The organism is Microbacterium sp. KU4F (assembly GCF_056868075.1).
The window spans coordinates 916,881-935,667 of sequence record NZ_CP200324.1 but is presented as its reverse complement, the minus strand read 5'-3'; the positions used below and the strand labels follow the sequence as shown (position 1 = coordinate 935,667).

Genomic DNA, 18,787 nt, shown 5'->3' with positions numbered 1-18,787 from the left:
CGGCAGAATGAGCGCGTGGCCCCCGCGGCTGCGGCCGCGCCCGAACTCCTGCAATCCGGTGCCTTGCGTGCTCCTGGAGGCGCGAAGGATCCGGTTCTGCAGGAGTTCGGACGGCCTTCCCGGGGTGATCCGGGCCGGTCGACGGGGCGGCCTGCCGCGGTGACCCGCGGCAGAATGAGCCCATGGCCGCCGCATCCGGGAGCTCCGTCGACGAGGTCGCCGTCGCGCTGTACCGGCTGCCGCCCGACGCGTTCACCGCCGCCCGAGACGAGCGGGCTGCGACGGCGGATGCGGCCGACGCCGCACGCATCAAGGCTCTGCGCAAGCCGGTCGTCGCTGCATGGGCGGTGAATCTCCTCGTGGCCGACGGGCAACTGTCCGAGGCCGTCGAGCTCGCCGCAGCGCTGCGCGAGGCGCAGGACGATCTGGATGCGGCCGAGCTCCGCCGGCTCGGCACTCAGCGTCAGCAGCTCGTGGCCTCTCTCGCGAAACGCGCTGCCGCGCTCGCCGCGGAGGCGGGGCATCCGCTCGCCGCCTCGGCCCGTGAGGCCGTCGCCCAGACGATCAACGCGGCCGTCATGGATGCGCGCGCAGCCGCGGCCGTGCTCACGGGCCGCCTGCGCAAGCCGCTGGATGCCGGCGCGCTCGATGACGTCGACGCGGCGGATGTCGTGGCCGGCTCGCCTCCCGGCGGTACGGTCGAGCGCCCCGCATCCGATCCGGACGAGCTCGCTGTGCGTCGTGCGCGCAAGGCCGCGGAACGCGCGGCGCGGGACGCGGAGCGCGCCGCCACGGCTGCGGAACGGGAGCGGTCGGCTGCCGAGGCCGCCGAGCGGACAGCGCGCGAGCACGCCGATCTGTTACACGAGCGGATCGCGGAGCTCCGCGCGCAGCTCGAGCGGCTCCAGTCGGACGCGGACGCAGCGGATGCCGAGCTCGCCCGTCGCGAGCAACGGCTGCGAGAGGCCGCATCCGCCGCGGAGGCAGCCGCGAACCAGGCGCAGCGCGCCCGCGACGCCGTGCCGGAGTGACGCCTCCGCCTGGGAGAATCGAAGGATGACCGCAACGCTCGTCGCCCATCAGCTCGCCGGCGGCTACGGCCATCGCACACTGTTCGAGGGCGTCGAGCTGACCGTCGCCCCCGGCGATGTCGTCGGCGTGGTCGGCGCCAACGGCGCCGGCAAGTCGACGCTCCTGCGCCTGCTGGCGGGCGTCGACCAGCCGCAGGGCGGCAGCGTCTCGCTCGCCCCCGCGGATGCCTTCGTGGGGTGGTTGCCGCAGGAACACGAGCGCGTGGCCGGTGAAACCGTGTCGGCGTACATCGCGCGCCGCACGGGCTGCGCTCAGGCGACCGCGCAGATGGATGCGGCCGCCGCCGCCCTCGCCGACCCCGACGCCGTCGGAGCGGACGACGCGTACGCCACCGCTCTGGAGCGGTGGCTTGCGAGCGGCGCCGCCGATCTGGAGGAGCGTGTGCCGGCGGTGCTCGCCGACCTCGGACTCCGCCTCGACGCCGATGCGCAGATGACCTCGCTCTCGGGCGGACAGGCCGCGCGCGTCGGTCTCGCGGCCCTCCTGCTGAGCCGCTTCGACATCGTGCTGCTGGACGAGCCGACCAATGACCTCGACCTGGACGGCCTCGAGCGGCTCGAGACCTTCGTGCGGGGTCTCCGCGGCGGCGTGGTGCTCGTCAGTCACGATCGCGAGTTCCTCGCCCGCTGCGTCACGCGCGTGCTCGAGCTCGATCTCGCGCAGAACACGAACCGGCTCTACGGCGGCGGCTACGACGCATACCTGGAGGAGCGTGCCACGGTGCGTCGGCACGCACGCGAGAAGTACGACGAGTTCGCCGACAAGAAGGCAGACCTCGTCGCCCGCGCCCGCACGCAGCGGGAGTGGTCGAGCCAGGGCGTGCGCAATGCGATGAAGAAGTCGCCCGACAACGACAAGATCAAGCGCAAAGCGTCGATGGAGTCGAGCGAGAAGCAGGCGCAGAAGGTGCGCCAGATGGAGAGCCGCATCGCCCGGCTCGAGGAGGTCGAGGAGCCGCGCAAGGAGTGGCAGCTCGAGTTCACGATCGGCTCGGCGCCGCGCTCCAGCACGGTCGTCGCTACCCTCTCGGACGCCGAGTTCCACCAGGGCGACTTCGTTCTCGGCCCGATCTCGCTCCAGGTCAACGCGGGCGAGCGCATCGGCATCACCGGACCCAACGGTGCGGGCAAGTCGACTCTCCTACGGGGCCTGCTGGGGCGTCAGCAGCCGGACGCGGGACGCGCCGCCCTCGGCGCGAACGTGCAGATCGGGGAGATCGATCAGGCCCGGGCGCTTCTGTCCGGCGCCCGACCGCTCGCCGAGGCATTCGGCGATCTCGTGCCCGAGATGGCCGCCGCCGAGGTGCGCACACTGCTCGCGAAGTTCGGGTTGAAGGCCGACCACGTCACCCGGGCGGTCGACGAGCTCTCGCCGGGCGAGCGCACGCGCGCCGCAATGGCGCTGCTGCAGGCGCGGGGCGTGAACCTGCTGGTGCTCGATGAGCCGACGAACCATCTCGATCTGCCCGCGATCGAGCAGTTGGAGCAGGCGCTCGAGTCCTACGAGGGAACGCTCCTGCTCGTGACGCACGACCGTCGAATGCTCGCCGCCGTCGACACCGACCGCAATTGGCGCGTCGAGGCCGGGCGGCTCACCGAGCTGTAGCGCGGGGCACGTACCGCGACGCGACGGCTCCCGAGCCGTACTCGATCCGTTCGGTCAGCTCCAGATCGAGCGGTTCGCTCAGTCCGTCGAAGAGTCTCGGGCCGTGACCGGTGACGCGCGGATGCACGACGAATTCGTACTCGTCGATGAGGCCCAGCTCGGCGAGAGCCGTGGGGAGCATCACGCCGCCGGTCGCGATGTCCGCGTCTCGCTTCAGTGCGCGCACGGCGGTGGCCAGATCGCCGCGCACGAGCTCGGCGTTCCAGTCGACGTCGGGCAATGTGCGCGACACCACGTACTTACGGGCGGCGTCGATCGTGCGGCCGAACGGCTGCATCCAGTCGGGGAGAGCGTCGGATGCGGGCGGTCGCCACGCGTCCTGCATCATCTCGTACGTGACGCGACCGAACAGGAGCACGTCCGCCCGCGCGATGTACTCCGCCGCGCGCCGGTGCAGCTCCTCATCCGGAATCGCGGAACGATGATCGACGCACCCGTCGAGCGTGACGTTGATCGAGTAGCGAAGCAGGCCCATGGCGTCAGGGTAGGACCCTCGGACATTCGCGGCTAGCGTCCCTGGCGCTTCTTGTAGGGCTTCGGCTGCCCCTTCACGATGGGGGCGCGGCCCTTGCCCTTCGACGCCTTGGCCTTGCCGCCGCCGGCGACCTTCGGGCGCACCGCGGCGGGCGCCTCGGCGATGCGCGTGCGTGCCTCGTCGAGCAGCAGCGCGCCGGCGGGGGTGAGGCGGGTGGGTGCCTCGCGGATGACGAGGGGCTGGCCGACTTCCTCCTCGAGTTTGTCGAGGGCGCTGTAGAGCGCCGGGAGCGAGACGCCCAGCGCCTGCGCCGCGCGCGGGAAGTGAAGGTGCTCGGCGAGAGCGACGAACCTCACCAGGTGCTCGAGCTTCATAGGGGCCTTCCGATCGCCGAAGATCCATTGTCGCAGCAGGTCCTCGGTGTCGTGTCGGCGGATGCTGCCAGGATCGACGCATGCCGATCGTCGATCACCTGGGAATCACCGTCGAGGACGTACCGAGCGCGACTCGCCAATTCGATCCGATCATGGCCGCGCTCGGGTACACGCGGGAGGACGCCGAGACCTCGGTCGCCTGGTGGCGCGACGGTGAGACCGAACTCATCCTCATGCCGGCGCGGGAGAGCGGGTCCGGACCACACGTACATGGCCGCGTCGGATGGCAGCATCTGGCCTTCGCGGTCGATTCGCGCGACGAGGTCGAGCGCCTGCACGGGATCGCCGTCGCGGCGGGTTGGGTCCCGGTGCGTGATCCGAAGGAGTATCCGCGTTTCACCGAGCGGTACTACGCGTCGTTCCTCGAAGATGCGAACGGCATCCGCATCGAGTTCATGCACAACCCGCCCCGCGGCGAGGCCTAGTCGGTCGGGAACGCCGCTCCCGTGAGCTCCTGCGACACGGTCCAGATGCGGCGGGCGGCCTCGTCGTCACGCAGCGGCCGGTAGTGCCGTTGTTCGGCCGGAGCGCCGCCGACCCTTCCCAGACCCGACGGGCCGTAGAGATGGCCTCCGACCGCGTCCGCAGAGGTGGCCGCCAACAGGGCGGGAAGCGCCGCCGAGTCCGGGGTGCCGACGAAGAGCCCGTGTGCGGACATCCACCGGATCAGGCGCACGCCACGCGTGTCCGTGGCGCGTTCCAGTTCGGGACGGGCCGCCAGCAGACTCGTCGGCGCGAGGCCGGGGTGCGAGAGCACACTCGTCACGCCCCAGCCGTGGGCGACGCTCTGCCGCTGCAGTTCGCGGGCGAACAGTCCCAGCGCGATCTTCGACTGTCGGTACGAGGTCATCGCGTCGTAGCTGCGTTCGGCGTTCAGATCGTCCCAGCGGATGCGGCCGCTCGCCGCGGCCACGCTGATCTGCGAGACGATGCGCGCGTGCCCCTCGCGCAGGAGCGGAAGCAACTGCGCGACCAGGGCGACGTGACCGAGGTGATTCGTTCCCCACTGCGACTCGAAGCCGTCCGCCGTCAGCTGCCGTGACGGCGGCGACATCAGGCCGGCGTTGTTGATCAGCAGGTGTAGCGGCGCCCGGTCCGTCCTCAGCCGCTCGCCGAGCGCTGCCACGGATGCCAGTGACGCTAGATCCAGATCCTGCAGGATGACGCGGGCGCGCGGCGCGTCGGCGCGGATGCGGTCTGCGGCCGCATCCCCCTTGGCTCGGTTGCGCACGGGCAGGACGATCTCGGCGCCGGCGCGAGCGAGCCGGGCGGCGATGCGCAGCCCGATGCCGTCGCTGCCGCCCGTCACGAGGGCGCGCCGACCCGTGAGGTCGGGAAGGTCGAGATCGGGGACGGTGCGGGTCATGGATGCTCCTCGGTCGGGGTGATCCGAGCATCGCTGGCGCCGCCTCGGCCATCCAGGACCCGTCGATCCACGTCTCGTGCACACCGGGGGTGGATCGACGGTCCGTGGCTGGGAGCCGCGCAGCACGGTAGGAAGGGCGCATGGAGATCGATCGCGAGGCGCTCGCCGTGTTCCTGAGGCGGCGGCGCGAGGCGCTGCAGCCCGACGACGTGGGCCTCGCTCGCGGGAGCCGCAGGCGCACCGCCGGGCTCCGCCGGGAGGAGGTGGCGGGACTCTGTCACATGTCCACGGACTACTACGCACGCCTCGAGCGCGCGACGGGGCCGCATCCGTCGGCGCAGATGGTGGCGGCCATCGCGCAGGGCCTGCACCTCACCCTCGCCGAGCGCGACCATCTCTTCCTCCTGGCGGGCCACCACCCTCCCGTGACCGGCGTCTCGAGCGAACACGTGAGTCCGGGCATGCTGCGGATCCTCGACCGCCTCACCGACACGCCGGCCGAGATCGTCACAGAGCTCGGCGAGACCCTTCGCCAGACGCCCCTCGGCGTCGCCCTCACCGGGAACACGGCATCGCTGACCGGCCCGGCCCGCAGCATCGGCTACCGCTGGTTCACCGACTCGGCCAGTCGCGAGCTCTACGACCCCGACGAACACGACTTCCTCTCGCGGCTGTGGGTCTCCGGCCTGCGTGAGATCGCGACGCGACGTGGCCCGGGTTCCCGCGCGTCGCGGATGGTGGCGGAGCTGGATGCGCGGAGTCCGGAGTTCCGCGACATCTGGTCGCGGGGCGAGGTGGGCGTGCTCCCGCGGGCGACCAAGCGCTTCGTGCATCCCGAGCTGGGGGCGCTGGAGTTGGAATGCCAGACTCTGCTGGATCCGGCGCAGTCGCACTCGCTCCTCGTGTACACGGCGGCACCGGGCTCGGAGAGCGCCGAGAAGCTGCGGCTTCTGACGGTCATCGGCGCGGGGATCTGAGTCGGGGTGCGATGTCGGAGGTCCCGCCTAGCGTGGGGGTATGGACGAGGACGACACCTTCGACGACGACCGCCGCATCGCGCGGTCGTGGGAGGCGCCGCCGTCCGGGTTCGATGAGCCCGATCTGATCGACCAGGTCGTGGGCATGGCATCGCTCGTGTCGTCGTTCGCCGCGCAGCGGGCGGTCGCGATCGCGGAGGCGCGTGCCGCTGCGCTCGTCGAGTCGGCCGCGCGCGGGGGAGACCGCGGCATCGCGGAGCGTTCGTTCCGACTCGAGATCGCGCAGGCTCTGCGCGTGACCGAGTCGACGGCGGAGCGCCTGGTGTCGCAGGCGGTTGCGCTCACGGAGCGGTACGACGGCGTGCTCGATGCATTGGGGCGCGGTGCGATCACCGAGCAGCACGCCCGCATCCTCGTCGACGCGGTGGACGCGGCCGAGGGGCCGCTGCGCGGTGAGCTCGCGTCGCTTTCGCTCGAACTCGCCGAGCGGATGCCGGTCGGTCAGTTCCGCGCCGCGGTCCGCGCCCTCGTCGAACGCGCCAGGGCCGTCTCACTCGAGCAGCGCCACGACGACGCGGTGCGGATGCGGCGCGTCTCGGTCGAGGCCGACAGTGACGGCATGGCGTGGCTGTCCGCGTACCTGCCTGTGGTCGAGGCTCGGGCGATCTTCCACCGGCTGACGGCGATGGGCTCTGCCCTCCTGGCGGCGGAGAGGGACGACGTCGCCATCGGCGACCTCGCCGAGACCAGCGTCGGCGACGAGGTCGATGCAACCCTCGCGTCGCGAACGCTCGATCAGGTGCGCGCCGACCTGCTCGGCGATCTGCTCGTCGACGGAGAGGTGAGCGATCATCCCGAGACGGTGCGGGGCGTGCGCGCGACAGTCGCCGTCACCGTGCCGGTGCTCTCTTTGCTCGACGATGACGCCGCGGTGAGCGCGCCGGCCGAACTCGACGGCGTCGGGCCCATCCCGATCCGCACCGCGCGCACCCTTTGCGGATCCGCGGACGGATGGATGCGGGTGCTCACCCACCCCGAGACGGGCGTCGTGCTCTCCGTGGGGCGCACGCGATACCGTCCGCCCGCCGACCTGCAGCGCCTCGTGCGTTGGCGGGCCGCGCACTGCACCGCCCCCGGGTGTCGGATGGCTGCCGATCGCTGCGAGATCGACCACACGGTGGCGTGGGAGCACGGCGGCGAGACGCGCGCCGACAATCTCACCCCGCTGTGCAAGGGTCACCACACCGTCAAGCACCACGGCGGATGGCAGACCCGACAGCACCCCGATGGCGTGATCGTCTGGACATCACCCGCGGGTCGTCGCTACCGCGTCGAACCGGAGCGACGAACACCCCGCTTCGTCCCCGCATCCGCGGGGAGGGTGTTCGGGGCGCCCGAAGACGGCGAACCGCCCTTCTGAGCGGTCCGCTCGCGCGGGTCAGAGATCCGAGAAGTGGTTGCCCGGAGCCTGGAGCTTCGACACGACGTCGCCATCCATTCCGATCAGGACGTACTGCACACCCGTCGCTCCGGGAGTGGCGAGGGATTGCGTACCGGGAACCTCGACGGCGCCCAGATTCATCCAGTCCGGGATGCCGTCGCCGTCGTCGTCGTAGCTTTCCTTCGCGCCCGTGCCGAGCGCCTCGTTCCGCGTCGAACCGACGCCGATTCCTTCTGGGGTCCTGACCGGGATCCCGTGGAAGGCGGTCGTCACCACCTGGATGCCGGCCGGTCCGTCCTCATCGGTGACCAACAGGATCCCACCGTAGTCATACCGGGTCAGGGAGTGTTCGTACCCGGGGAAAGGCTCGACGGGGGTCTCCGTGGGAGTATCGCCCCCAATGGCGGAAAGGAGATCCTTCAGTGCGGCGGGATCGCTGAACGGGACGGACTGCGTGGCGCCTTCGTGGACGTAGGAGACTCCCGCCACGTCGATGATCAGTTCGTCCTCTTCCGCCGTCTCGGAGGCGGGCGCCGTGCTGGCGCCCGTCTGCACAGAGCTGGCTGATGTCTGCGGCAGTGGCTTTTCGGTGACAGGCGCCACCGCTGTGCAGGCGGTGAGTGTGACGACCATCAGGGCGAGCGAGGGGCCCACGAGAGCGCGCTTCATGCTCATGACGCTAGGGTTCGGATCGCCGACGCGCCCAGCATAGAAAGGACACAGTTTCGTATCCCTTCTGAGGTCTCTATGCGCCTCGCTGGGAGTCTTCTGAGGCACCTGTCACTGCCGGCGTGAACGATATATCGTGAAGTATCGTTCACGATCTGAGGAGGTCACGATGAGCAATCCATTCGCGGGTGCAGGATTCGGTGGCGGGCTGCCGGGAAGTCTCTGGGACGCCATGGAGCAGATGCGATCCTCAGTCGACAAGCGTGTCGGCTTCCGGGTCGGACGCGGCGACGTCCGCGCCGCCGTCCTGCTTCTGCTCGCCGAGCAGCCCATGCACGGCTACCAGATCATCAGTGAGATCGCCGAGCGCAGCGGCGGGGCGTGGAAGCCCAGCGCAGGCTCCGTGTATCCGACGCTGCAGCTGCTGGCCGACGAGGGACTGATCGTCGCCGAGGAGGCGGGCGGGCGGAAGACGTACTCGCTCACCGAGGCGGGGGCGGCCGAGGCGGAGGAGGCCGCCGAGTCCGACGCTCCCTGGGAGGCGCCGGGGATGCGTGACAGCGGGCGCATGACGGCGCTTCCGAAGGCAGGCATGGAACTCGCCCAGGTCGTCGCCCAGGTGGCCCGCACCGGTTCGCCCGAGCAGGTCCAGGCTGCGGTCGACGCGCTCGGCGAGACGCGCCGGCGCCTGTACGCGATCCTCGCCGAGGACTGAACCCGGTGCCGCCGGCAGGTGACGGCGGGGCGGACCCGGTCGTGACCGATACTCGGGCACGCTACAACCGGATCATCCGCTTCGCCGCACGCGCCCTCGTCCAGGTCTGGTGGTTCGAGCTCGTCCTGCCGCGCCTGGGGCTGACGCGCCTTGCGATGCGGCGCCAGCCGCAGCGGATGACGCGGCTGGCCCGCCGCTTCCACGCGCTCGCGCTCGAGCTCGGCGGTCTCATGATCAAGGTCGGGCAGTTCCTGTCGTCTCGACTGGACGTGCTGCCGCCCGAGATCACGAAGGAGCTCGAGGGGCTGCAGGACGAAGTGCCGCCCCTCCCGTTCGCGGCGATCCGCGCCGCCGCCGAAGCGGAGCTGGGTATGCCGCTCGAACGCGCCTACGCGCGCTTCGACGAGGCGCCGGTCGCCGCGGCCTCGCTCGGGCAGGCTCATCGGGCCCGCCTGCACGAGACCCTCGCGCAAGACGTCGGCTTCGCCGAGGTCATCGTGAAGGTGCAGCGCCCCGGCATCGACGACATCGTCGAGGTCGACCTCGCGGCGCTCCGTCGCGTGGGCGGCTGGCTGCGCCGCATCCGCGTGGTGTCCGAACGCGTCGACGCGCCGGCGCTGGTCGAGGAGTTCGCCGCCACGAGCCTCGCCGAGACCGACTACCTCCACGAGGCGGCCTGGGCGGAGCGTTTCGCCGCCGACGTCGCCGAGGAGCCGCGCGTCGACGCCCCCGTCGTGGTGTGGGAGCGCGTCACACGCCGCGTCCTCACCCTGGCGGACGTTACGGCCATCAAGATCTCGGATGCGGACGCCCTCCGGGCGACGGGCATCGATCCGGCGCAGGTGGCGAAGCTCTTCGCCCGCGTCATGTTCGATCAGCTGTTCCGCCGCGGGTTCTTCCACGCGGATCCCCACCCCGGGAACGTCTTCGTCACGCCGGATGCCGCCGTGGAGGGCGGGTTCCGGCTGACGTTCATCGACTTCGGGATGATGGGAGAGGTGCCCGACACTCTGCGCGACGGCCTCCGCGGCCTCCTGATCGCCGTCGCTGCCCGCGACAGCAAGCGCCTGGTCGAAGGGATCGGCAAGGTCGGCGTACTCCTGCCCGACGCCGACACGGTCGAACTCGAACGCGCGATGACGACACTGTTCGCGCGGTTCGGCGGCATGGGATTCGCCGAGCTGCGCGACGTCGACCCGAGGGAGTTCCGCGAGTTCGCCGAGCAGTTCGGCGACGTCACCCGTGAGATGCCGTTCCAGTTGCCAGAGAACTTCCTGCTCATCATCCGTGCGATGTCGATCACCTCGGGCGTGTGCAGCACGCTCGACCCCGCGTTCAACGTGTGGGACGCGGTCGAACCGTATGCATCCGAGCTGTTGCGGGCGGAGAGCGGCAATCTGATGCGCGACATGCTCGGTGAGGTGGCGTCGGTCGCCGCGATCACCGCGCGCCTGCCGCGGCGCGCGGATGCCCTCATCACGCGCCTCGAAGAGGGACGCCTCACGGTGGACTTCTCGCGTCTCGAGCGACGCTTCGCGCGCACAGAGAAGCTGGCGGCGCGTGCCATGAGCGGGGTCATCTTCTCCGGCACGCTCATCGCGGGCGTTCTGCTGCGGCCCTCCGACGAGGTCTTCGGATCTGTCCTCATGCTGCTGTCGCTCCTGCCGCTGGGACACGTCGTGCTGACCGGATGGTTCGGCAGGCGCTGACGCGGCCATCGTCACGCGCACGCTACGGTGGGGCCATGCCTCGCGCCCGATCCTTCGACGAAGAGCTCTTCCTCGACGCGGTCACCGAACAGTTCTGGACCCGCGGGTATCGGGGCTCCGCGCTGACCGATCTCTCCGCCGCGACCGGTGTGGCCAACGGGAGTCTGTATCAGGCGTACGGCAGCAAATGGGCGCTGTTCCTCGTGATCTTCCGGCGCTACTGCGCCGGACGCGTCGACTTCATCGACGCCACCCTCGCTCCCGGGCGGGACGTGGCCGACACCGTCCGCGCCTACCTCGCCGCCGTGCGCGCCGATTGCGCGGCGCACCCGGACCGTCGCGGCTGCCTCATGCTGAACACGATCGCCGAACTCGGCTCCGACGAGGAGGTCGCACGCATCGTCGCCGGCACGCTGACGCAGATGGAGCGGCGCATGGCCGATGCTCTGGCCGAGGCGGCCGGTCGCGACCGATCCGATGAGGAGGTGGTCGCCGCGGCGGCCAACGTCGTCGCTCTGTCGCAGTCCCTCATCCAGCTCTGGCGAATCGGCCGCGATGAGGCAGAACTCGCCCGCATGAGCGAGCAGGTCGCCCTCGCCGCGTCGGGAGTGCTCGCCGTCTGATCGGATCAGCGGATCGCGATCGCCGCCTCGGGCGTCGCGACGCGGAAGCTCAGGCTCTCGATGAGGTACAGCTCGACCGCATCGCGGCTGTGCGCCGTGTACCCGAGCGAGATGTCCTGGCCGGACTCCAGGATGAAGTCGCCGCCGCGAAGGCTCACCACGACGGCACCCGTGATGCCGGGCGTCCACGCGACCGGACCGCCGAGAATACGCTCCAGGTGCCGCAGCAGCACGGCTCCTCCCGCGTCGCTCCCGCCGGAGATCTCCGTCCACGTCGCGGTATCGACGGCGAGACCGTACGGTCCGCCGACGCCGGCGCCCGACAGTATCGCGATCGCCTCGGCGACCAGAGGAGCGAGCCGACCCGGCTCTCCGGCACCGTTGAGCGGTGCATGCGGCGACGACGGGACGATGCCGACGAACCCCGCAGCATCCCAGCCGTGGAAGACCGCGACGTTCTCCGCGCTCGCGAGCGCGACGGCCGCTTCGTCCAGTGGCGTCAGGTCGGTGTCGACGGCACCGCGGGCGTCGTCGTCGAGCTCGCTGCGCGACAGTGCGAAGTCCGCGCGCAGTTCGGCGAGCGGCAGGACCTGGCGCGAACGCCCCGTGACGCCCGGGAACGGTGTCGAGAAGCTCGTTCCGACGCGTCCGAGCGTCGTCGCCGAGTGCTGCCAGCCGAGCGGACCGACGAAGTCGACCAGGTGCCGGGCGCCGAGCGCCGGCTGCAGCCGTGTGCGTGCCTCGTCGTCCAGGGTGTCCCAGGTCGCGTCGGTGATGGGCGCGAGGTCGCGATAGAGGTGATCCATGAGAGTCCTTCCGATCGTCAGGAGCGCCCGCCGATGCCGAGCGAGGAGTCCGCGGCCCGCGGGGGAGGCGTCGTCGCGGCGGGGGTCTTCGGGGCTTCATCGTCGAGCCCGTCCAGCACGTCGGGGCGCGGCGCGAAGAACACGCTGCCCGTCACGGCGGATGAGAAGTCGAGCAGTCGATCGTAGAGCCCGGGCGGGTCGCCGATGAACATCCGCTCGAGCATCCGCTGGATCACCCAGAGGTCCCGGCAGCACCCGATGAAGTACGTGCCGAACTCGGCGGCGCCGGGGCGGCCGAACGGCATGTTGTCTCGAAGGATGTCGTGCTCGACGCCCTCGTCGTCGACGATCGTCGCCAGCGTCTTATGGGCCTTCTGCCCGCTTGTCGCATCGTCGAGCTCGATGTTGTCGGCCTTCGACCTGCCCATGATCGCCTCCTGCGCCTCGGTGGGCAGCGCGCGCCAGGCGGAGAGGGGATGCAGGTACTTCTGCGTCACGATGTACGTGCCGCCCGCGTGGTCGGGGTCCTCGTCGCCGACGAGCACGGTGTCGGCGATGTCGTCGCCGACCGGGTTGGCCGTCCCGTCGACGAATCCGAGCACGTCTCGTCGGTCGAAGTAGCGGAAACAGGCCGTCTCGTCCTCTGTGGTGACCGCGTCGCCGAGCGCGTCCATGAGCTGCCGCTCGAACTCGAAGCAGATGTAGGCGCGGTCGGCGCGGATGTGGAACAGCAGATCGCCCGCCGTTGCGGGTGCGGTGTGCGCTTCGCCGACGATGGGGACGAACGGCCGCAGCTGGGCGGGGCGCGGTGTGCCCACCAGGCGCGGCCAGATCTCACTTCCGATCCCGACGGTGCAGGTGAGCGTCGCCGAGGGATCGCGGAACGCGACGGCCTTGATGGTGCCCGACAGATCCGCAAGGACGCCGCGCACACGGGAGAGTGCATCCACTCCGGCAGTCACCCGCAGGACCAGGAACACGGCGTGCGTCGACAGCGGCGAGCCGAACTGCTGCACGGCTCCCGGCACGAACGAGGAGGGGTCGGCGCGGCGAACGCTCTCGGCCATCGGGTTCCCTTCCGACGGCCGCGGGAGCACCGTCGTCGCAAGTATGACGTGACCTGGCGTGGGAGCGCTCCGACACCCGACGAAGATCCGCCCGACACCTGGTGAGGGTTCGGCCGCATCCGGGGATGCGGACGGAATGCACAGGGGATGTGGAGCGCCCGCTCCATCACGTACATTCGTCTCTGCGGGGAGGAGAGCCATGGAACGAGAACGCGTGGCGTTGGGCGACTATCTGCGTGCCCGACGCAATGTCCGCCAGCCCGAAGAGGTGGCGCTGGAGCGCGCTCCGGGCCGGCGCGTGCCGGGACTGCGTCGCGACGAGGTCGCGCAGCTGGCCGGCATCAGCGCCGAATATTACCTCCGCCTCGAGCAGGGGCGCGGCGCTCGTCCTTCCGACCAGGTGCTGCGCGCGCTGGCCGGCGTTCTCGGTCTGGATGCGGAATCCCGCGCCTACCTCGGACGCCTCGCCGCCGGGACCCCCGCGCTGGCGGCGCCGGAGGATGCGGCGGTCGCCGACCAGATCGCGCGCGTGCTGGCGCAGTGGACGCACACGCCCGCGTACATGTCGGACCGGCACCGCGACGTCGTCGTGGCCAATCCGTTGGCCACAGCATTCGGCTTCGGGGGATTGGCCGCGGGGCAGAACGTCGTCGTCAACCTCTTCAACGACCGCATGAAGCGCACTCTCGTTCAGTGGGAAGCCATGACCAGGGCCGCCGTGGCGACCCTCCGCCGCGATGCGGATCCGGACTCACCCCGGTTGAAGGAGATCATCGAGGAGCTTTCGCACGACGAGGACTTCGTGCGCATCTGGGAACGGCACGACGTCTCGGGGCCGGAAGACGCGCAGATCTCGATCATCGTCGAAGGGCTCGGTACGCTCGAGGTCGAGATTCAGAACTTCGGCGTGCGCTCCCTCCCCGGCTACATCATGACCGTCATGGCAGCGCCGCCGCAGTCGCTCGCGGCGTCCGTTTTCTCACGGCTCGTCGAGCGGCTGGCGGCGACGGAAAGTGGTACTACCCGGGCCTCCCAGCCGACTCCGCCTCCTCAGTAGCGTTCCCGGTGTCGATCCTCACGAAGGAGCACACCCATGACGTATTCCCCCCACCTCCTCCTCGCTCCGAGCGGCTCGTCCGCGATCACTCTTCAGGACGTCGTCGACGAACTCGCCGAAACACTCGGACGCTCCGTCGTCATCAACGATCTCGCCTACCGGCCGGTCGCCGCCTCTGCACAAGGCGACGAGATCGACGAGGTCCGGGCGCGAGCGCTCCTTCGACGTCAGACCGCGCCGAAGGAGCGGGCCTACCTCGAGAGCCTGCGGCTGTTGCAGTCGCGGCGCCCGCTCACGATCGACCTGACCCGCTTCAACGCCCGTGAGCGACTGGCCATCCCGATCTGGACGGACGACGAGCCGGTAGGCGTTCTGTGGCTCATCACCGGCGGGATGCCCGCCCTCACCGAGCACGACTACCGCGCGATCGACGCGGCCGTCGCGGTCTCGCGCGACCTGTTGATCACCCACTCGCGCACGGCCACGGTGTCGGTGCGCACGGCCGTCATGCGAGACCTGCTCGCCGCGGACGTGCTCGCCCGGCGGGATGCCCTCACGGCTGCGGTGCGTTCGTACGGCGTGGAACGCGGACCCGGCAGCGTCGTGCGCGCGGTGGCGGTGGGTTACGACACCGGCGTGGTGCAGCGGGCGGCGCTCGGGCGGGCGCTGGAGAGCCTTCCCGGGGTGCGCCTCACGTTCCTGGGGGAGGACGGCGCCTCATTGCTCTTTCTCGGGCAGGCGTCCGACACCGACGCGACGGATGCGGCGATCGCCGCCGAGACGGCCGCGGCGGATGTGCTTCTTCGCGCCATCGGCTCCGCCAGCCTCACGCGTGAGGACAACGACCTGCGCGAGGTCGCCGATCGCGCCATCGCCGCTGCGGCCGTCGCCGAGGTTCTTCCCTCGCTGGGCGGTCGGGCCGCCGCGGAAGAGATCGGACCCTGGTTGCTGATCTCCGACATCATCGCCGACCCGAGCCGGCTCGCCCGGTTCTCGCCCGCGGCGCACGTGCTGCTGAACGACACCGATCCGTTGCGCCGGCAGACGATCGAGGCGTTCCTGGACGGCGCGGGCCGCGTGCGCGAGGTCTGCGATGTGCTGCACATCCACCGCACCACGCTCTACTACCGGCTCGAGAACATGCCGGAACCGGTGCGCGAGGCGCTCGATGACGGTCTGTCGCGCAGCACCCTGCATCTCGCGCTGAAACTCGCCGCCTACTGGGAGCACTCGGGGAGGATCTGATGGTCGGCAGGGTGATCACGACCTCGGACGGCGTGCGGCTGCGGGTATCGGACACGGATGGGGGCGACATCCCTCTCGTCATGCTGCACGGCTGGGGGCAGACAGCGGCGCTCTTCGAGGGCCAGCTCGGCGGGCTCGCCGACTCGCGCAGGGTGATCGCGTACGACATGCGCGGTCACGGTCTCTCCGACAAGCCGGATCACGGCTACCGGATCGCGCGACTCGCTGCCGACCTCCGCGACGTGCTGGACGCGCTCCGGATCGAGCGGGCGGACCTTCTCGGGTGGTCCATGGGCGCCTCCGTCATCTGGTCGTACCTCGAGCTGTTCGGCTCCGCCCGCGTGCGCTCGCTCGTCCTGGTCGACCAGCCTGCCGCGGTCATCGCGTGGCCGTGGACCACGGCGGACCGCTCGGCCCAGACCGGAGCGATCCTGCCGATCGACGGGCTGACCCAGCTCGCCGCATCCATCGCCGTGGATGAGAACGGTGACGTCGTGCAGCGCTTCGTCAGGTCCATGTTCAGCGAACCGGTCGATGAGGGTGTGTGGCGCGTGGTGTCGGAGCAGATCCGGAATACGCCCGTGCACGCCGCCCTCCCGCTGCTGGTCGATCACGCCGCGCAGGACTGGACGGACGTGCTCGGACGTATCGACGTCCCGGTGCTCGTCATCGGCTGCGAGGGAAGCCATGTCGACGTCCGTTCGCAACGCGAGCTGGCCGCGCGCATCCCGGGCGCCCTCGTGCACGTGTTCGGGCGGGATGCGGCGTCGTCGCACTTCCCGTTCCTCGAGGCGACGGACGCCTTTAACGCTCTCGTGGACGCATTCCTGTGCGGTGTGGCGCGCGACGCTTCGACAGGCGTCGAGACAAGAGGGGACACCCGGTCGCAGCTTTCGCGGCCCGTACACGTCTAGCGTCGAAGCGATCAGATGCGAGACGAGGTGATCGTGGTGGCCGAGATGCCGGCGATCGTGCTGGTGCACGGTGCATTCGCGGACGGGGCGAGCTGGTCGCCCGTCGCGTTGCGGCTCCAGGGCGCCGGTTTCGAGGTGAGGGTGCCCGCCATCTCCAACCGGAGCCTCGCCGCCGACGCCGACTACGTCAGCGCGTTCGTCTCCCGCATCCCTGGTCCCGTCGTCCTCGTCGGACACTCCTACGGTGCAATCGTGGTCGGAGTGGCCGGTCGCAGCGAAAACGTCGCCGCCGTGGTCTTCGTGAGCGGGTACGTGCTGGACGAGGGCGAGAGCGCGGCGGAGATCCACGCGCGCTTCCCGGCGGCGCCGGCGGTCGAGTTCTTCCGCGAGGTCGCCTACCCGGAACTCGGCGACGGCACGCGCCGCGACATCTCGGTGGACGAGCGGGAGTTCGCCTTCCTCGCCGCCGCCGGCCTGCCCGACGACGAAGCCGACGTGCTCGCCGTGACCCAGCGCCCGCTCGATGCCGCGGTCCTCAGCGAGCCGGCTCAGGCGGCGGCGTGGCGGACGACACCCGCCTGGGGTGTGATCGGCCTCGCCGACCGCGTCGTGAACCCCGACGCCCTGCGGTGGGCTTACGAGCGCGCGGGAGCCCGCCAGATCCTCGAGCTGGACGGTCCGCACCTGCTGATGCACACCCACCCGGCCGAGGTCGCCGCGCTCATCGTGCGTGTGGCGGCGAACCTCGCCTGAACGCGGCGCGGGCCGGTCAGTCCCGGAGCAGCGACTGCCAGTCCACAGGGACCCGATCGGTGGGACCGGGCGCGGGCTGCGACATGGGGTGAGAGTGGGCTGGTGCCAGCTCGGGACCTGAGGCCATCGTCTCGGACTCGTAGTCCCAGAACCAGTCCTCGCCGGGCTCGAAGCTCTGAATGACGCGATGCCCGGTGGCGCGCCAGTGGGCTGTGGCGTGTTTGCCGAGCGAGTCGTCGCAGCACCCGACATGGCCGCAGGCGGCACAGCGGCGCAGATGCAGCCACCAGCTGCCGGTCTGCTCGCACTCCACGCATCCGGTGCCGCTGGGCGGCACATCCGTTCTGATCTGAGCCGAATCGTTCATGCCTGTGCCTTTCTCGCTCGCATCATCGTGGCCGCCACCACCGTAGCGATGAACACCAGCGCTGCGAAGATCAGAAGGACCACCGTCTGGTCGACGAAGGTCAAGAAGACGCCGACGGCGAGAACCGGGAGGGCCAGCCCGCAGTACGCGATCAGGAAGATGAGCGCGAGCGTCTCGCCACGCCGCGCCGGGTCCGCCAGGGCCGACGCCGTCGCGATCGAGGCCTTGAACAGCAACCCGACGCCCACACCCGACACCACACCGCCCACGAGGAAGAGGACGAGGTTCGGCAGAACGGCGCCCGCGGCGACGAGAACGAGTCCTACGGCGCACGCGAGCCGGGCGATGCCCAGCTGCACGCGCACGGGCACGCGTGCCAGCAGCACCTGCGCCGCGGCCGCCGCGCCGAAGACGGAGAACGTCGTCGCGCCGGCGACGAGGTGATCGTGCTGGTCGAAGGTGCCGGCGAGGAAGGTCGGGGCGAGAGAGGTGAACAGGCCGAACAGAGCGAAGCCGGCGAAGGCGCCGAAGCCCGCGGCGATGAAGATCCGGCGGGATGCGGGCGGTGCCGCCAGGCGCTGCGGACGATACGCGGGGCGCGGCTCGGGCGTCGCCACGGTCTCGGGGACGGCGAGCAGGGCGACCGCCGCGAGCAGCAGCACGACGAGGAAGACCGCGTGGGGGAGCACGAGCGGATCGGGCAGGAACTCGGCGAACAGCCCGCCGATGAGCGGCCCCAGCGCGAGGCCGCCGATGTTCGCGGCCCCCGCGACGGATGCCGCGATGATCGCGTTCTCGTCGGGCCGGGCCGCCTGACGAAGCTCACCGAGGTGCGCGGTCGCCGTCGCGGTCAGGATCCCGACGCTCACGCCGTTGACCAGCCGTGCGGCGATCAGCCCCGGCACGCTCATCATGGCGAGGAACATGACGGCGGAGACGGCGGATACGAGCACCGCGATCACGAGCATCCGTCGCCGTCCGGTCCAGTCGCTGATATGCCCGAGGAAGAAGAGGCTGAAGACGACACCGACGGCGTAGGCCGCGAAGATCACCGTCACGATCGACACGGGGAAGTGATCGAGCTCCTGGTACAGCGGATACAGCGGGGTCGGCACGGTCGAGTACGCCATCACCAGCAGGAAGGCGACCGCGACGATCCAGAATCCCGCCCCGTGGGACACCTTCCGACTGCTGCTGCGCACCTGCGACATGCTCCGCCTCCCCGGCCGTCGGTCTGCACGGCCGCATCCCTCACAGGCTAGAGCCGGGCGCGGGCGCGGGGTGCGACCCGTGTCGAGCATCGCCTCGACACGGGTGCCGTGCGCCCTCGGCGCAACGCGGCAGACTTCGATGGGAGCAGAGGGTTCTGCGCCGCCGGCGGCGGCGCTACCCTGAGCCAACGACGAGACGGA

The 18,787-nt window shown here is 70.5% G+C and carries 20 protein-coding genes; 12 read left to right on the top strand and 8 right to left on the bottom strand.

What is annotated here, in order from left to right; translation table 11 throughout:
* Nucleotides 1-182 precede the first annotated feature (182 nt).
* Nucleotides 183-1,031, top strand: a complete 849-nt coding sequence (locus AC1VNH_RS04715; RefSeq protein WP_483110134.1) for a transposase — start codon at nucleotides 183-185, stop codon at nucleotides 1,029-1,031.
* 25 nt (nucleotides 1,032-1,056) lie between these two features.
* Nucleotides 1,057-2,697: a ribosomal protection-like ABC-F family protein gene (gene abc-f, locus AC1VNH_RS04710; RefSeq protein ID WP_483110133.1), complete on the top strand. Its 1,641-nt coding sequence runs from the start codon at nucleotides 1,057-1,059 to the stop codon at nucleotides 2,695-2,697.
* Here the strand turns inward: abc-f and AC1VNH_RS04705 are convergent.
* The gene (locus AC1VNH_RS04705; protein ID WP_483110132.1) at nucleotides 2,684-3,232 is read right to left on the bottom strand and encodes a dihydrofolate reductase family protein; all 549 of its coding nucleotides are present in this window, start codon (nucleotides 3,230-3,232) and stop codon (nucleotides 2,684-2,686) included. The two genes, abc-f and AC1VNH_RS04705, sit on opposite strands and share 14 nt — an antisense overlap.
* A gap of 32 nt (nucleotides 3,233-3,264) precedes the next feature.
* Entirely contained in the window at nucleotides 3,265-3,606 is a 342-nt protein-coding gene (locus AC1VNH_RS04700) for a LysR family transcriptional regulator (RefSeq protein WP_483110131.1), read from the bottom strand.
* A gap of 80 nt (nucleotides 3,607-3,686) precedes the next feature.
* Here AC1VNH_RS04700 and AC1VNH_RS04695 point away from each other — a divergent pair, with 80 nt between their 5' ends.
* Nucleotides 3,687-4,091 carry a VOC family protein gene (locus AC1VNH_RS04695; RefSeq protein WP_483110130.1) on the top strand — a complete coding sequence of 135 codons (405 nt, stop codon included), beginning with the start codon at nucleotides 3,687-3,689 and terminating at the stop codon, nucleotides 4,089-4,091.
* On the opposite strand, the gene AC1VNH_RS04690 is transcribed toward AC1VNH_RS04695, so the two are convergent.
* A complete protein-coding gene (locus AC1VNH_RS04690; RefSeq protein ID WP_483110129.1) occupies nucleotides 4,088-5,032 on the bottom strand; it encodes an SDR family oxidoreductase in 945 nt (314 codons plus the stop codon). The genes AC1VNH_RS04695 and AC1VNH_RS04690 overlap by 4 nt on opposite strands.
* Before the next feature lie 140 nt (nucleotides 5,033-5,172).
* On the opposite strand from AC1VNH_RS04690, the gene AC1VNH_RS04685 reads away from it, so the two are divergent.
* Nucleotides 5,173-6,009, top strand: a complete 837-nt coding sequence (locus AC1VNH_RS04685) for a helix-turn-helix transcriptional regulator (protein ID WP_483110128.1) — start codon at nucleotides 5,173-5,175, stop codon at nucleotides 6,007-6,009.
* A gap of 40 nt (nucleotides 6,010-6,049) precedes the next feature.
* Entirely contained in the window at nucleotides 6,050-7,429 is a 1,380-nt protein-coding gene (locus AC1VNH_RS04680) for an HNH endonuclease signature motif containing protein (protein ID WP_483110127.1), read from the top strand.
* An 18-nt stretch (nucleotides 7,430-7,447) separates the two neighbouring features.
* Here the strand turns inward: AC1VNH_RS04680 and AC1VNH_RS04675 are convergent, their stop codons facing one another.
* A complete protein-coding gene (locus AC1VNH_RS04675) occupies nucleotides 7,448-8,125 on the bottom strand; it encodes a hypothetical protein (protein ID WP_483110126.1) in 678 nt (225 codons plus the stop codon).
* 163 nt (nucleotides 8,126-8,288) lie between these two features.
* On the opposite strand from AC1VNH_RS04675, the gene AC1VNH_RS04670 reads away from it, so the two are divergent.
* The 3 genes from AC1VNH_RS04670 to AC1VNH_RS04660 are packed head-to-tail and all read left to right on the top strand — an operon-like array spanning nucleotide 8,289 to nucleotide 11,166.
* Nucleotides 8,289-8,834, top strand: a complete 546-nt coding sequence (locus AC1VNH_RS04670; RefSeq protein ID WP_137417445.1) for a PadR family transcriptional regulator — start codon at nucleotides 8,289-8,291, stop codon at nucleotides 8,832-8,834.
* Nucleotides 8,835-8,875: 41 nt separating this feature from the next.
* Entirely contained in the window at nucleotides 8,876-10,543 is a 1,668-nt protein-coding gene (locus tag AC1VNH_RS04665) for an ABC1 kinase family protein (RefSeq protein ID WP_483110125.1), read from the top strand.
* A 35-nt stretch (nucleotides 10,544-10,578) separates the two neighbouring features.
* Complete coding sequence (locus tag AC1VNH_RS04660; RefSeq protein WP_483110124.1) at nucleotides 10,579-11,166, top strand: TetR/AcrR family transcriptional regulator; 588 nt, start codon at nucleotides 10,579-10,581, stop codon at nucleotides 11,164-11,166.
* A 5-nt stretch (nucleotides 11,167-11,171) separates the two neighbouring features.
* On the opposite strand, the gene AC1VNH_RS04655 is transcribed toward AC1VNH_RS04660, so the two are convergent.
* A complete protein-coding gene (locus AC1VNH_RS04655) occupies nucleotides 11,172-11,972 on the bottom strand; it encodes a family 1 encapsulin nanocompartment shell protein (RefSeq protein ID WP_483110123.1) in 801 nt (266 codons plus the stop codon).
* A gap of 17 nt (nucleotides 11,973-11,989) precedes the next feature.
* Entirely contained in the window at nucleotides 11,990-13,039 is a 1,050-nt protein-coding gene (locus tag AC1VNH_RS04650) for a Dyp-type peroxidase (RefSeq protein ID WP_483110122.1), read from the bottom strand.
* 199 nt (nucleotides 13,040-13,238) lie between these two features.
* On the opposite strand from AC1VNH_RS04650, the gene AC1VNH_RS04645 reads away from it, so the two are divergent.
* From AC1VNH_RS04645 to AC1VNH_RS04630, 4 genes are read left to right on the top strand one after another with little or no spacing between them, the layout of a single operon-like run.
* Nucleotides 13,239-14,096, top strand: coding sequence for a helix-turn-helix domain-containing protein (locus AC1VNH_RS04645; protein WP_483110121.1), 858 nt, complete (start codon nucleotides 13,239-13,241; stop codon nucleotides 14,094-14,096).
* A 36-nt stretch (nucleotides 14,097-14,132) separates the two neighbouring features.
* Nucleotides 14,133-15,341: a helix-turn-helix domain-containing protein gene (locus tag AC1VNH_RS04640; RefSeq protein ID WP_483110120.1), complete on the top strand. Its 1,209-nt coding sequence runs from the start codon at nucleotides 14,133-14,135 to the stop codon at nucleotides 15,339-15,341.
* Between the two features lie 11 nt (nucleotides 15,342-15,352).
* Nucleotides 15,353-16,255 (top strand): alpha/beta fold hydrolase, encoded by a 903-nt coding sequence (locus tag AC1VNH_RS04635; protein ID WP_483110119.1) that lies wholly within the window; start codon nucleotides 15,353-15,355, stop codon nucleotides 16,253-16,255.
* 15 nt (nucleotides 16,256-16,270) lie between these two features.
* Nucleotides 16,271-17,008: an alpha/beta hydrolase gene (locus AC1VNH_RS04630; protein ID WP_483110118.1), complete on the top strand. Its 738-nt coding sequence runs from the start codon at nucleotides 16,271-16,273 to the stop codon at nucleotides 17,006-17,008.
* Nucleotides 17,009-17,024: 16 nt separating this feature from the next.
* Here AC1VNH_RS04630 and AC1VNH_RS04625 read toward each other — a convergent pair whose 3' ends face one another.
* Nucleotides 17,025-17,375, bottom strand: coding sequence for a UBP-type zinc finger domain-containing protein (locus AC1VNH_RS04625; RefSeq protein WP_483110117.1), 351 nt, complete (start codon nucleotides 17,373-17,375; stop codon nucleotides 17,025-17,027).
* Nucleotides 17,372-18,586 carry an MFS transporter gene (locus tag AC1VNH_RS04620; protein WP_483110116.1) on the bottom strand — a complete coding sequence of 405 codons (1,215 nt, stop codon included), beginning with the start codon at nucleotides 18,584-18,586 and terminating at the stop codon, nucleotides 17,372-17,374. The genes AC1VNH_RS04625 and AC1VNH_RS04620 overlap by 4 nt, the downstream gene beginning before the upstream one ends.
* Between the last annotated feature and the right edge of the window lie 201 nt (nucleotides 18,587-18,787).